The organism is Isoptericola hypogeus (assembly GCF_039531145.1).
Taxonomy (GTDB): domain Bacteria; phylum Actinomycetota; class Actinomycetes; order Actinomycetales; family Cellulomonadaceae; genus Isoptericola; species Isoptericola hypogeus.
The window spans coordinates 508,658-522,545 of record NZ_BAAAPM010000005.1; the positions used below are offsets into that span (position 1 = coordinate 508,658).

At 73.2% G+C, this 13,888-nt stretch carries 10 protein-coding genes; 7 read left to right on the top strand and 3 right to left on the bottom strand.

Annotated features, from left to right (window positions below; translation table 11 throughout):
* Positions 1-11 precede the first annotated feature (11 nt).
* The 5 genes from ABD254_RS14945 to ABD254_RS14965 all read left to right on the top strand — a co-directional run bounded on the left by ABD254_RS14945 (position 12) and on the right by ABD254_RS14965 (position 5,281).
* The gene (locus ABD254_RS14945) at positions 12-914 is read left to right on the top strand and encodes a hypothetical protein (protein WP_344249213.1); all 903 of its coding nucleotides are present in this window, start codon (positions 12-14) and stop codon (positions 912-914) included.
* A 67-nt stretch (positions 915-981) separates the two neighbouring features.
* Positions 982-2,265 (top strand): oligosaccharide flippase family protein, encoded by a 1,284-nt coding sequence (locus ABD254_RS14950; RefSeq protein WP_344249214.1) that lies wholly within the window; start codon positions 982-984, stop codon positions 2,263-2,265.
* A 144-nt stretch (positions 2,266-2,409) separates the two neighbouring features.
* Positions 2,410-3,585 carry a DUF1972 domain-containing protein gene (locus ABD254_RS14955; RefSeq protein ID WP_344249216.1) on the top strand — a complete coding sequence of 392 codons (1,176 nt, stop codon included), beginning with the start codon at positions 2,410-2,412 and terminating at the stop codon, positions 3,583-3,585.
* A complete protein-coding gene (locus ABD254_RS14960) occupies positions 3,582-4,340 on the top strand; it encodes a CDP-alcohol phosphatidyltransferase family protein (protein ID WP_344249218.1) in 759 nt (252 codons plus the stop codon). Before ABD254_RS14955 ends, ABD254_RS14960 begins: the two co-directional genes overlap by 4 nt.
* Positions 4,337-5,281 (top strand): glycosyltransferase, encoded by a 945-nt coding sequence (locus ABD254_RS14965; RefSeq protein ID WP_344249219.1) that lies wholly within the window; start codon positions 4,337-4,339, stop codon positions 5,279-5,281. The genes ABD254_RS14960 and ABD254_RS14965 overlap by 4 nt, the downstream gene beginning before the upstream one ends.
* A 7-nt stretch (positions 5,282-5,288) precedes the next feature.
* Here the strand turns inward: ABD254_RS14965 and ABD254_RS14970 are convergent, their stop codons facing one another.
* The 3 genes from ABD254_RS14970 to ABD254_RS14980 are packed head-to-tail and all read right to left on the bottom strand — an operon-like array spanning position 5,289 to position 8,541.
* On the bottom strand, positions 5,289-6,548 hold the full coding sequence (locus tag ABD254_RS14970) for a glycosyltransferase (RefSeq protein WP_344249220.1): 1,260 nt from the start codon (positions 6,546-6,548) through the stop codon (positions 5,289-5,291).
* Positions 6,545-7,528, bottom strand: a complete 984-nt coding sequence (locus ABD254_RS14975) for a glycosyltransferase family 2 protein (RefSeq protein WP_344249221.1) — start codon at positions 7,526-7,528, stop codon at positions 6,545-6,547. The genes ABD254_RS14970 and ABD254_RS14975 overlap by 4 nt, the downstream gene beginning before the upstream one ends.
* Positions 7,525-8,541, bottom strand: coding sequence for a glycosyltransferase (locus tag ABD254_RS14980; RefSeq protein ID WP_344249222.1), 1,017 nt, complete (start codon positions 8,539-8,541; stop codon positions 7,525-7,527). Before ABD254_RS14980 ends, ABD254_RS14975 begins: the two co-directional genes overlap by 4 nt.
* A gap of 173 nt (positions 8,542-8,714) precedes the next feature.
* Between ABD254_RS14980 and ABD254_RS14985 the strand changes: the two genes are divergently transcribed.
* Both ABD254_RS14985 and ABD254_RS14990 read left to right on the top strand, forming a co-directional pair.
* Positions 8,715-9,473: a hypothetical protein gene (locus ABD254_RS14985; RefSeq protein ID WP_344249223.1), complete on the top strand. Its 759-nt coding sequence runs from the start codon at positions 8,715-8,717 to the stop codon at positions 9,471-9,473.
* A gap of 188 nt (positions 9,474-9,661) precedes the next feature.
* The gene (locus ABD254_RS14990; protein WP_344249225.1) at positions 9,662-13,876 is read left to right on the top strand and encodes a PKD domain-containing protein; all 4,215 of its coding nucleotides are present in this window, start codon (positions 9,662-9,664) and stop codon (positions 13,874-13,876) included.
* The last annotated feature ends 12 nt before the right edge of the window (positions 13,877-13,888 follow it).

The window sequence follows — 13,888 nt, forward strand, 5'->3', positions numbered from 1 at the left end:
GGTTGCCCAGTATGTTCGCGATCCCCCGGCTCCTGCTCCGGCTGCTCCTGACGGACCGCGCCGCGCTGCCGGTCGCGCTGCGGAGCGTCGGGCTCGCGACGAGGTTCGGCGTCCGCAACCGGCTCAGCAGGGAGTCGGTCGTGGGCGACGTCGACGTCGACGTGTGCGTCACGACGTTCGGCTCCCGGACGGCGAGCGCCTACCTCGCGCTGGAGTCCATCGGCGCCGGGAGCACGCGGCCGCGGCGGCTGATCCTGTGGATCGACGAGCCGGACGTCCTCGCGAACCCGCCCGCGACCCTGCGCCGGCTGCGACGACGCGGGCTCGAGATCGCGGCCTGCGAGAACTGGGGGCCGCACAAGAAGCAGTACCCGTACGTCGTCGCGCCGGGTGCCGGCACGTCACCCTTCGCGACGGCCGACGACGACACGTTCTACCCGGCGTCCTGGTTGGCGGAGCTGGTCGAGTCGCATCGGGACGACCCGACGGTCGTCCACGGGCACCGCGCGCACCGGATCGTCGCCGAGGGCGGCGCGATCGCGCCCTACTCGCGGTGGGTGGCCGAGACCACGGACCGGCCGGGATTCGCGACCCTGTGCACCGGTGTGGGGGGAATCATCTATCCCGCGCCGATGGTGACTGCGCTGCGCGAGGCGGGGACCCGGTTCCTCGACGTCGCTCCGACGGCGGACGATCTCTGGGTGCACGCCGTCGCGGTGGGGTCGGGCATCAGGTCGGCCCAGGTGGGCACCGTCTCGCGCGACTATCCGCAGATCCTGCGTCGGGCCGTCGGGTCCCTGTTCTCGAAGAACGTCGCCGGTGGCGGCAACGACCGACAGATCGCGAGGGCGCTGACGGGTGTGGCCCTCGCGCGTGTGCTCGGCGACGCCGACGAGCGGATGCTCCATGGCTGACCGGCACGCCCCCGGCAGGGCCCCGGCGAGGCGTGGCCTCGCCCGGCCGATGTCGATGATGTCGGCCGTGTCGGTCACGACGATGGGCAACGCCGTGCCGGCCGTCGTCTCCGTGGTGACCGGCCCGGTGCTCGCGCAGGCCCTGTCCGTCGACGGACGCGGTGCGGTCGCGGCGGCGATGGCGCCGTTCGTGCTCCTCTCGTCGCTCGCGATGTTCGGCATCCCCGAGGCGTCGACCTACCTCATCGCCGCCGCACCCGGGCGGGTGCGCCACGTCCTGCGCCGCAGCGCGGCCATGGTCTCGGTCACCGGTGCCGCCGCGGCGGCCGCGGGCCTCCTCGCGGCGTCGTTCTTCAGCGGCGGCGACCAGGCGATCGAACGGCTGATGATCATCGCGGCGGCGGCCACGGTGCCGAGCATGCTGGTGGGGTGCCTGCGCGGGGTCGCCTACGGCCTGGGGCTGTGGCGGTTCGTCGCCATGGAGAAGACCATCAGCTCGCTCGCCCGGTTGCTCCTGCTGGTGCCGCTGTGGATGCTCGACGCGCTCACCCCGACCACCGCGACGCTCGTGCTCGTCTGCACACCCCTCCTCGGAGGGCTGCCGTACCTCGTCGTCCTGCGACGTCGGGGGACGCCGCAGGACACCGTCCGGACCCGGCAGATCGCCTCCTACGGGATGCGGGTCTGGGTCGGGGCGCTCACGGGGATTCTGCTCATGCGGATCGACCAGTCCCTGGTGACGCCGTTGTCGGACGTGGTCCAGACCGGCCTGTACGTCGTCGCGGTCTCGATCAGCGAGCTGCCGCTCATCCTGACCAGCGCAGTCCGGGACGTGACGTTCGTGAGCGAGACCGCCCGGTCCGACGACCAGCGGCTCGCCGCGACCGCGCGCCTGACGACCCTCGCGAGCGCGACCGGGGCTCTCGTCCTCGGCCTGACCCTGCCCTGGTGGCTGCCCGCCCTCTTCGGCTCGGACTTCTCAGGCTCGGTCCTGGTGGCGCAGATCCTGCTGGTCGCGGTCGTCCTCGGGCAGCCCGGATCCATCGCCGGGAGCGGCCTGAGCGCGCGCGGCCGGCCCGGTGCGCGGAGCATCTCGATGGTGATCGCCTGCGTCCTGAACATCGGCCTGCTCGTCGCGCTCGTGCCGACGTTCGGAGCCGTCGGCGCGGCGCTCGCGACGCTCGCGGGGAACATGGTCGCCGGCGGACTGAACGTCGTCTTCATCCACCGCCTCTACGGGATCTCGTGGCTCTCGTTCCTCGGGGTACGGCGCAGCGACCTGACGGTCGTCCGCGGCCTGGCGCGGCGGCTGACGCGGCGGCTGACCCGGCGGCCCGACCGGCTCCGCTGACGGGCCCTCCGAGGCGGACGCGGATCGCAGATCGCGCCCCGGGCGACGGAATTCACCCGGGTGAGCGGGTGGAGATTCGGCCCCTCTGCGCCGGAGCGCTATATAGCCTCACGGTCACGGCACACGACTGCGGGGCGGGGAGACATGGCGGCCCAGACGCTGAGCATCGCGATGATCGGGACCCGGGGCGTCCCCGCCCGGTACGGCGGTTTCGAGACCGCGGTCGAGGAGATCGGGACGCGCCTGGCGGCGCGCGGTCATCGGGTGCGGGTGTACACCCGCCGGGGCAACTCCGAGGGCGGCGCGGCCGAGTACCGCGGCATGCAGGTCGTCACGCTCGGGGCCCTGCGGCGACGCTCGCTCGAGACGTTGAGCCACACGGCGCTGTCCGTCGCGCACCTCGTCGCCCACCGGACCGACGTCGCCTTCGTCTTCAACGCCGCCAACGCGCCGTTCCTCCCCGTGCTGCGTGCCGCGCGGGTCCCGGCCGCCACGCACGTGGACGGGCTCGAGTGGCGGCGGGCGAAGTGGGGCGGCGCGGGCCGGCGGTACTACCGGGCGGCCGAGACGGCGGCGGTCCGGTGGTCGGACGCGATCATCGCGGACGCCGCAGGGATCCGGGACTACTACGAGCACACCTACGGTGTCCCGTCGGCCCTCATCGCCTACGGCGCGCCGTCCGCGACGACGACGGGGGACGGCTCGGCGCTCGCGGACCTCGGGCTCGTGCGCGACGGCTACCACCTCGTCGTGGCCCGGTTCGAACCCGAGAACCACGTGCACACGATCGTCGACGGGTACGCGGCGAGCCGGGCCACCCGCCCGCTCGTCGTGGTGGGCTCTGCGCCGTACGCCGCCGGGTACTCCGGCAGGATCCGTGACGCCGCCGCCCGGGACCCGCGCATCCGGCTCCTCGGGGGCGTATGGGACCAGGCGGTGCTGGACGAGCTCTACGGCTCCGCGTTCACCTACCTGCACGGGCACTCGGTCGGCGGGACGAACCCGTCGCTCCTGCGGGCCATCGGCGCCGGGGCGCCCGTCGTCGCGTACGACGTCGCGTTCAACCGTGAGGTGCTGCGCGACGCGGGCGAGTACTTCCGGACGCCGGGCGAGCTGACCGGTCTGCTCGAGAAGGCGGAGGCCGACCCGGGACTGACGCGGGAGCGTGGGGCCGCCGGCGCCCACCGCGCCCGGGACTACGACTGGGACGACGTGGCCGCGGCGTACGGCAGGCTCGCCGAGGACCTGGCCGCGCGCCGGACCCCGGGCCCATTCCGCCGGGCCCGCCGCAGCCCGGAGCCGTGGAAGGAGCTCTCGTGACGCTGACCGAGCGCGACACGTACCGTCAGACCGTGCAGCGGCTGGCGTCCGCGCAGAAGGGAGCCGCGCGCAGCGCCCCGGCGTACTCGCGGTACGTCAACCGACGGCTGGGCCGGCTCCTCGCGGCCGCGGCGTTCCGGCTGGGTCTCGGCCCCAACGCCGTGACCGGCATCAGCGCGCTGTTCACGTTCGCGGGCGTCCTCGCGCTCGCGCTCGCGACGCCGTCGTGGGCGCTGGGCGTCGTCGTGTCGCTCCTGCTCGTGGTCGGCTACGCCCTGGACTCGGCCGACGGCCAGGTCGCGCGGCTCACCGGGACGGGGAGCTCCGCCGGGGAGTGGCTCGACCACATGGTCGACGCGACGAAGGTCGTCAGCCTCCCGGTCGCCCTCCTGGTCGGCCTCTATCGGGCGGACGCCGTCGCGGACTCCTGGCTCCTCGTCCCGCTGCTCAACGCGATCGTCTCGAGCGTGCTCTTCTTCGGGATGATCCTCACCGAGCAGCTGCGGCGCGCGCACGGCGTGACGTCGCGCGCCGACACCGGCGGCCGGGCACCCTGGCTGCGGTCGGTGCTCGTGGTCCCGACCGACTACGGCGTGCTCTGCCTGCTGTTCCTGCTCTACGGGGCGACGACCGTCTTCCTCTGGGCGTACGCCGCGGTGACCCTCGCGACCGCCGGCTTCCTCGTCCTCGCCGCCGCGAAGTGGTTCCGGGAGATCGCGGCCTTCGGCCGCGTCGAGGACCGGTCCGCGACGTGAGCCGGGAGCCCGAGCAAGCACGGTCCGGCCTGGCCGTCGTCGTGGTCTCCTACGCCTCGCACCAGCTGCTGGCCGACAACCTCGCGCGGACGGCACGCTCCGCCGACCTCGTCGTCGTGGTCGACAACCGGACGGACGACGCCGAGCGCGCGGCCGTGCGTGGTCTTGCCGGGACCCGCGGCTGGCACGTGGTCGAGCCTGCCGACAACCTCGGGTTCGGGGCCGGGATGAACGCGGGCGTGGCGCGCGCGCTGGAGCTCGGCGCGACCGAGCTGCTCCTGCTCAACCCGGACGCGTGGATGGCGCCGGACGGCGTCGCCGGGCTGCACGCCGCCGTGCGCGAGGAGCCGTGGGCGCTCGTGGTGCCGCGCATCGAGCGGCCCGACGGGACCGTGTGGGCCAGCGGCATCACGGACCTGTACCTGCGCGACGGGACGATGCACGCGCGGCGCCGACGGCCTCCGGGCATGGTGGTGGGCCGGGACGTCGAGGAGTGGGTCTCCGGGGCGTGCGTCGCCCTCAGCAGCATGCTGTGGGACAAGATCGGCGGCTTCGACAGCTCCTACTTCCTCTACTGGGAGGACGTCGACCTCTCGCGACGCGCCCGCGACGCCGGCGGGCGCCTGGTGGTGCTCGACGACGTCGTGGCGGTGCACGACGAGGGCGGGACGCACCGCGACGCGAGGCGGGGCCCGGCGAAGTCGGCCACGTACTACCGGTACAGCGTGCGCAACCGCATGCTCTACGCGCGCCGCTGGCTCGCGCCCGAGGGCGTCCGGCGCTGGCGCCGCGCGTCGCTCCGGGCTGCGTGGAAGGTGCTGCTGCAGGGCGGGCGGCGGCAGATCCTCACCGTGCGACCGGTCGTCGCCGTGAGCCGGGGGCTCGTCGAAGGGCTGCTCGTCCGGGCTCCCGCACGGCCCCCGGGCCGAACGGGCGGGTGAGCGACACCTACCGGCCGTGCTCGGCCGACAGGTCGTCGGCCCGGACGGGAGCCTCGCCCGTGGCGACGGCGTAGACCCGGTCCAGGAACCCGGGCAGGCGGGCGGCGTCCCAGCGGCGCGACCGAACGCCCCGTTCGAGGGGCAGGCCGGCGACCGTCCGCGCGACGGCGGCGGGCAGGTCCTTCTCGAGCGGTACGACGTGCGCGTTCACGTCGGCGAGCGAGGGCGGTCCGCCGAACGGCAGGCACACCACCGGGCACCCGAACGCGCTCGCCTCGGCCGCGACCCACCCCGCCTGGTCGTGCATCGACGGGAACACCAGCGCGTCCGCTCGAGCGAGGGCCGCGAGGGCCTCCGCACGAGGGCGGTGGCCGAGGAACCGCACGCGATCCGTCAGACCGAGCCGGTGTGCCTGCCGCTCGAGCGACGCGCGCTCGCGTCCGTCGCCGTAGATGTCCAGGGTCCAGTCCGCGAGCGCCGGGTCTGCCAGGGCGGCCACCGCGATCCGGACGCCCTTGAGCGGGATCAGGCGACCGACGTACACGGCCCGCCGCCCGGTCACGGCACCGAGGGGGACGCTCGTCGCACCATCGGGCGGCAGCGCGACGTCGTCGAGCGAGATCGAGGCGTTCGCCTCGACGACGACGTGGCGCGACGAGCGGAACCGGTGCGCGACGTCCTGGTTCTGAGCGATCACCACCGACGCCGTGCGTGCCGCGGCGTCGCCCCAGAGACGCCGCAGGGGGCGGGTCGCGCACTCGCGGACCACCTCGGTGAGCGTGCCCCGGACCCCCAGCCAGCGGGCCAGGCGCAGCGGCGACGCCGACGCGCCGCCGACCGGGCCCCAGACCAGCGGGGCGTCCGTCGCGCCGACCAGCCCGCACGGCAACCAGTCGTTGGCGAACGTCACGTGGTGGACGAGGTCGAACCGCCTCTCGCGGTGCAGCTGAGCGGCGAGCCGTCGCACCTTCCGCTGCCACAGGACGTAGTACCAGTAGATGCCCGCCTGGCCGCGCTTCGCGGCAACCAGCGCAGGGTGGCGCTCCATGTGCAGCACGGTGATGCGCTGGGCCAGCTCGGGATCCGCATCAAGCGCCGCGGCGATCGAGTCGGCGAATCGGCGACGCGTGATCACCACGACGTCGGCCTGGGTCGCGGCGGCGGTGGCGAACGCCCAGCCGGCGGCGGCCTCCGGCCCGTCACCCGGCCCGCAGGCGTAGGCGCTGATGAGGACACGACGCCTCGGCTGGGACCCGGGCTCGCTCATGGCACCCTCGTTCGGGGCGCGGGGGTCGCGTCGCGGCGGTACTCGCGAAAGCGCAGCCCGACCGCGCCGGCGACGCGGCCGGCTCCCCGCCAGGCGTCTGCGGTGGCCCGTGCCCGGCGCGCGAGCGACGCCGTCGCGACGCCGGCGAGCCAGTGCGCCGCCGCGGACGCCATGAGGCCGCCGCCCTTGACGATGCCGAGGGCGCGGGCCCTCGTCCGTCCGAGCCGGCTGCGGGCGAGCCGGACCTGGACGGTCGTGGTCGCCGTGCCGTGTGCGAACCGGCGGCGCAGCACCCATTGCCTGCACAGCCGCGACGCCGGGACACGGTCGACGACGACCGAGTCCGGGGCCCAGACGATCCGCAGGCCCTGCCGCGTCAGCGCGCTGGTGAAGAGCGTGTCCTCGCCGCCGCCCAACCCCAGGCCCCGGTCGAACCGGACGCCCGAGCGGCGCACCTGGTCGACGTCGAGCAGCAGGTTGCCTGCAGCCGCCGCGTGCACCGCGGTGCCGCGCGGCCGGTACCGGCGCTCGAAGAAGCGGCCTGCGCGGACCCAGGCGTCGGGCTCGACCTCGAACTCGGCGGTCACCCGCCCGACGACGACCGCCGGGCGATTCTCGAGCCACACGGCGAGCAGCTCGGCGAGCCATCGGTCCTGCGGCAGCTCGTCGTCGTCGATGAACACGACGACGTCCGCGTCGAGGCTGTGCTGCAGCGCGGCGTCCCGAGCCGCGGCGATCCCCGGCTCGGGCTCGTGCACGTAGCGCACGCCCTCGTCCCCGGCGGCCGCGACAGGTTCCGCGGAGCGGTCGGGATCGTTGTCGACGACGAGGACGTGGCCGCGCGTCGGCGCGCCCACGGCGCCCGCCAGGCCGTCGAGGTGCGGTCGGACCGCGGCGAGCAGCCCGGCCAGCTCGGCGGGGCGCCGGAAGGTGGGGACGGCGACGGTGACCCTGAGCGGGGCCGCCGGGCGGGCGGTCACGACGACCTGCCCCGACGGATCGCCACGGCGCGGCGATAGGCGTCCACGTGACCGGCGATGCCCACGTCCCAGCCCCGGCGGCTGAGGTCGGGCGCCGCCCCGGGGGCCAGGGACTCCGCGTGCGCGACCGCCTTCTCGAGGTCTGTCCCGGTCAGCTCGTCGTCGAAGAGCAGGACCCAGTCCGCCCCGACCTCGTCGGCGAGGCTCCGGTTGGCCTCGTTGTCGGGCACGAGGACGGGCCTGGCGAGCGAGAGCGCGGCGAGCACGCTGCCGGAGTTGTGCATGTGCCGGTAGGGCAGGCAGACGAGGGACGACCTCGTCACGAGCCGGACGAGCTCGTCGTCGGGGACGAACCGCAGCGCGAGCTCGATCCGCGGGTCGCCCTGGGCGAGGGACCGCACCTGGTCGGCGAGCTCGGTCGTGGACGGCCCGCCCGCCACCACCAGCGTGAGCTCCGGGTCCTCCGTCTGACGGAACGCCTCGAGGAGCCGGTCGACGGACTTGTACCGCCGGATCGACCCGAAGTACGCCACGCGCCCTCGCTCGCGCCCGGCGGCCGTGAACCGGCCGTACCACGGTCGGTAGTCGCCGTGCAGGACGACGGCGGCGGGTGTGCCGTCCGGGACGGGCGTCGTCTCGTTGATCATGATCCGCAGGGTCGTGAGCCGGTCCACCGCACGCACGAGGGTGCGCTGGGTCCAGGACAACCCCTCGGGCGGGTGGAGGTTGTGGACCGTGCGTACGACCGGGCGTCGGGTGAGGACGATGCGGATCAAGAACAGTGCGGTGAGGAGCTCGCGGGTCGCGCGGCCCGCGGCCCGGTGGCCCCCCACGAGGAGCTCCGGCCAGTGCACGTGGAAGACGTCGAACCGGCCGAGGATCGCGCGCGGCCAGCTGAAGTACTCGAGCCGCACGTCGGGTGCCCGGTCGAGCCCCTCGCACAGCATGACGTTGTAGGGGTTCGTCGTGGGGCGTGGGCGTCGCGACGCCTGCATCACCAGTAGATCGCCCATGGTCTCCGTCCGCGTGCGCGCCGAATCGCTCTGCCGCCACGGTAGTCGGACCGTCGTGCGTGGTCCGCTCCCCGGCGGGTGAAACCGTGCCGCGACGGACATTCGGCCGGTGCGGCGTGGATATCCTCGAACAGCCCACGAACGGCGGAGGGCACGCGTCAGGAACGGACGAGATGAGCGATCAGCAGAGTGCACCAGGGTGGGGCAGGCGGCGCTGGGCGGTCGTCGTGGGCGCACTCGCGGCGGTCGTCACCGCCCTCGTCGTCGTCTTCGCACTGACCGGTCGTACCGCTCCCGACGACGGTGCGGCGGCGGACCCCTCGCCCGGCGCGACGACCTCGGCCTCGCCGGACGACGCACCGACGGGCGAAGCGTCGAGCGAGCCGACCGGGAGCGCCGGGCCGGACGGGGACGACGCGCCCGCCGACGACGGCCCGGAGTCCGGAACCAAGGCGCCGCCGCCGGAGAAGGCCACGACGGGGCCGGCCGAGGGCGCGGTCGACGACGAGGCGACCGTCGACGCGGACGGCCGCGTCGTGCAGGCGCCGATCGAGTACGACGAGGTCTCGGCACCGCTGGACGACGTGAGCGTCGCGGCCGTCAAGATCGAGAAGGTCGAGGGCCAGGCCAACCTCCCCGGCGAGATCGGCGGGCCGTCGCTGCGGTTCACGGTCGAGGTGGACAACGGCACCGACGAGGCGATGGACCTACGCACCGTGGTCGCCAACGCCTTCTACGGACCCGACCGGACGCCGGCGGTCGTGCTCCTCAAGCCCGGGGCGAAGCCCTTCCCGCAGGAGGCCGGCGCAGGCGACAGCGCACGGGGCGTATTCGTGTTCAACGTCCCGGTGGACGAGCGCGGCGACGTGCGGCTCGAGGTCGACCTCGGGGTCGGGGCGGAGATCGTCGCCTTCGAGGGCGCGATCAGCTGATCCTGGCGTGCTCTGTGCCCTGGGCACCGAGATTCACCCTGGACCGCGTTGAGTTCACCCTTGCGGGACGGCTCCCGCACAGGCCCGCGAACCTAGCATTGCAGCGACTCCCCACGGTTGTCGGGAGGGCCGGTCGATCCAGGTTGGACGATCCTCCGGGCGGATTTCGCACAGGGCGGGGTATCGCGGTGGCACATCGAATCTTCAAGGGCCGGAAGATCACCGGCCTCGTCGCGGTCATGGCGCTCGCTCTCACCGGGCTGGTCGGCACCGTCGGCACCGCCGGCGCAGCCGCCGCCGAGGAGACTGCGCAGGAGGCGGCAGCCCCCCTGCCCGAGACGGTGTCGGCGGACGGCCTGCCGACCGTCCAGATCGACGGGGTCGTCTGGAGGCAGGTCATCGTCGGCAACACGGTGTACGTCGGCGGGAACTTCCAGAACGCGCGCCCGGCCGGGGCCGCGCCGGGCACGAACCTCGTGCCGCGGACGCACCTCCTCGCGTACAACCTGACCACGGGAGTCCTGAACACCTCGTTCAACCACACGCTCAACGGCGACGTGACCGACATGGCGGCCTCGCCCGACGGCCGACGGCTCTACATCGTCGGCGGGTTCACCACCGTCGACGGGCAGGCACGCAGCCGCATCGCCGCCTTCGAGCTGCCTTCCGGCGCGCTGAGCACGAGCTTCGCGCCCAGGAGCAACGGCAACACCAAGGCCGTCGCCGCGACGAACACGACGGTCTATGCGGGCGGGTACTTCAGCGCGGTGAACGGCACGGCCCGGACCCGGCTCGCCGCGATGAACGCGTCGAACGGCGCCGTGGTGAGCGGGTTCGTCCCCCGGGTGGACGACCGGCAGGTGCAGTCGATCGTCGTGGCCCCGGACGAGCAGTCCGTGGTCGTCTCGGGCTCCTTCACGTCGGTCAACGGGTCCGGCACCCCGGGCTACGGCCTCGCGCGGCTGGCCGCGTCGACCGGCGCCACGATGGCGCTGCCCGTCAACAGCCGGATCCGCAACGCCGGGGACAACGCGAGCATCCTGCGCCTGTCCACCGACGGCGCGCGGTTCTACGGCGTGGGGTGGCACTACGGACGCGGCGGGACGACCGAGGGAACCTTCGGCGCGGACTGGTCGACCGGCGAGCTCTCGTGGCTCGAGGACTGCCACGGCGACACGTACGACGTGGCCAACGCGGGCGGCGTCGTCTACACCGCGAGCCACAAGCACTACTGCGGCAACAGCGGCGGGTTCCCGCAGACGGACCCGTGGACGTACTACCACTCCACGGCCTTCAGCGGCGACGTCCGCGGGACCAACACCCCCGACATCTACGGCTACCCCGACCACCCGGGAACGCCGCGTCCGGAGCCCCTCAACTGGTACCCGCACACCGAGTGGGGGAGCTACACCAACTCCAAGCAGTCCGTGTGGACCGTGACCGGCAACGCCGACTACGTCCTCTACGGCGGCGAGTTCCCGCGGGTCAACAACGTCGGGCAGCAGGGGATCGTCCGCTACGCCGTCCGCTCGATGGCGCCCAACAGGATCGGGCCGGCCGAGTCCGGGGACGCGATCAACCCGTCGGTGCAGTCGGTGACGTCGGGCAAGGTGCGCGTCGCGTTCCGGACCACGTGGGACAAGGACGACCTGGGCCTTACCTACAAGGTCTTCCGCGACAACGAGACGTCGGCCCCGGTGTACCAGGAGACGATCAGCACGCCGTTCTGGAAGAAGCTCTCCCGCTCCGTGACCGACTCCGGGTTGACCCCGGGATCCTCGCACCGGTACCGGCTCGTCGTGAGCGACCCGTGGAACAACGTGGTGAGGTCCGCGTGGATCCCCGTCACCGTCTCCTCCGCGGCCGTGAGCCCTTACGCCGAGGCCGTGCTCGACGACGGCGCGACGAACTACTGGAGGCTGGGCGAGCCGTCCGGGCCCACCGGGTTCGACTGGGCCGGCGGCGACGACCTCACCCTCGGCACGGGGACGTCGCGCGGCGCCGCGGGTGCCGTGGCCGGCGACGCCAACACCGCGACGACGTTCAACGGGACGTCGGACGGCCGGGGCGCCGGCGCGAGCGCGATCACGGGCCCCAACACGTTCACCACCGAGGCCTGGTTCCGGACGAACACCAACCGGGGCGGGAAGATCATCGGTTTCGGCAACGCGACGACCGGCAACTCGTCGAGCTACGACCGGCACGTGTACATGGCCAACAACGGCAGGCTCGTCTTCGGGGTCTACAACAACACGGTGTCGACCGTGACCTCGCCGTCGAGCTACAACGACAACAACTGGCACCACGTCGTCGCGACGCTCGGTTCGAACGGGATGCAGCTCTACGTGGACGGCAAGCGGGTCGCGCAGCGCTCCGACGTGACGGTCGGGCAGGGCTACTCGGGCTACTGGCGGGTCGGCGGCGACAACCTCGGCTCCTGGACCTCGCAGCCCACGAGCTCGTCCTTCGGCGGGACCATCGACGAGGTGGCGATCTACGACACCGTGCTCTCCACGACGAAGATCCGCGCGCACTACACCGCGTCGGGTCGCACGCTCGCCGTGCCCGCCCGTCCGGCGGACGCCTACGGCGCGGCGGTCTACGACGCGGACCCCGACCTGTACTGGCGGTACGACGAGACGTCGGGGAGCTCCGTCGCGGACTCCGGCACCTACGGGAACCCCGCGGGGATCTCCGGCGCCTACTCCCGGAACGTCACCGGTGCGCTCTCGGGCAACGTCGGCAGAGGCATCGCGTTCACGGGTACGAACGGCGGGAACGTCTACTCGACGACGAGCGTCAACAACCCGACGAGCTACTCCCTGGAGACGTGGTTCAGGTCCACGTCCACGCAGGGCGGGAAGCTCATCGGGCTGGGGAGCTCGCAGTCCGGCAACTCGGACAGCTACGACCGGCACGTCTACATGCAGGACGACGGCAGGCTCGTCTTCGGGGTCTGGACCGGTCAGGCGAACACCGTCACCACGTCCGGCGCCTACAACAACGGGGCGTGGCACCACGTCGTGGCGACCCAGGGTTCCGACGGCATGCGGCTCTACGTCGACGGTCAGCCGGTCGGGACCCACCCGCAGACCGGGGCGCAGGATTACTCCGGGTACTGGCGCGTGGGTGGCGACACGACGTGGGGGTCGTCGTCGCCCAACCTCGTCGGGTCGTTCGACGAGACGGCCGTCTACTCCAGCGTGCTGAGCGGGGCGGATGTCGCGACCCACTACGCCGTGGGCACGACCGGGCAGGTCCCCAACCAGGCTCCTACGGCGGCCTTCGACAGCGAGGTCACCAAGCTGAGCGTGGCGTTCGACGCCAGCGACTCGTCCGACCCGGACGGAACCGTCGAGTCGTATGCCTGGGACTTCGGTGACGGCGAGTCCGGTTCGGGGGCCACGACCTCGCACGCGTACGACGAGCCGGGCACCTACGAGGTGACGCTTCAGGTCACCGACGACGAGGGCGCGACCGACACCGTCAGCCACGACGTGGTCACGGTGGCGAACGAGGTGCCGGAGGCGGTGTTCTCGTCGTCCGCCTCCGGGCTGACGGTCTCGCTGGACGGCTCCGGTTCGTCCGACGGCGACGGCTCGGTGGAGTCGTACGCCTGGGACTTCGGCGACGGGGAGGCGGGCACGGGCGCGACGACGTCGCACACCTACGACGCCGCGGGGACGTACCAGGTCACGCTGACGGTGACGGACGACGACGGCGCCGACGGTGCCCTGTCGCAGGACGTGACGGTGAGCGCGGTGGTCATCGTCGCCCAGGACGGTTTCGGCCGGACCGTGTCGTCGGGCTGGGGCACGGCGGACACCGGCGGCGCCTGGACGCTGTCGGGCGGAGCCTCGCGGTTCAACGTCGCGGGCGGTGTGGGCACGGTCCTGATGCCGACGGCGGGCTCGGGCACGAAGGCCCAGCTGCAGGGCGCGTCGGGACGCGACGTGGAGCTGCGCGGCGAGTTCTCGCTGGACAAGATCGCCGACGGCGGCGGCACGTTCGTGTCGTTCACCGGACGCACCGGCGGGTTCTCGAGCGAGTACCGCGCCAAGGTGTGGGTGAAGTCGACGGGGGCGGTGCAGCTGCTGCTGGTGGCGGCGCAGCCGTCGGAGACGACGCTCGCTGCGGCGAACGTCGCCGGCCTGTCGGTGACGGCCGGCCAGACGCTGAAGGTGCGGGCGCAGCTGGAGGGCGCGAGCCCGACGACGTTCCGGGCCAAGGTGTGGAAGGACGGGACGGCCGAGCCGGCGAGCTGGCAGCTGACGGCGACCGACGCGACGGAGGCGCTGCAGGACGCGGGCGGCGTCGGGGTCATCACCACGCTCAGCGGCACGGCCACGACCGGTGCGAGCGTCGTCTCGGTCGACAACCTCTGGGCCGGTCCGCTCGGCTGACCCGGTACCGAC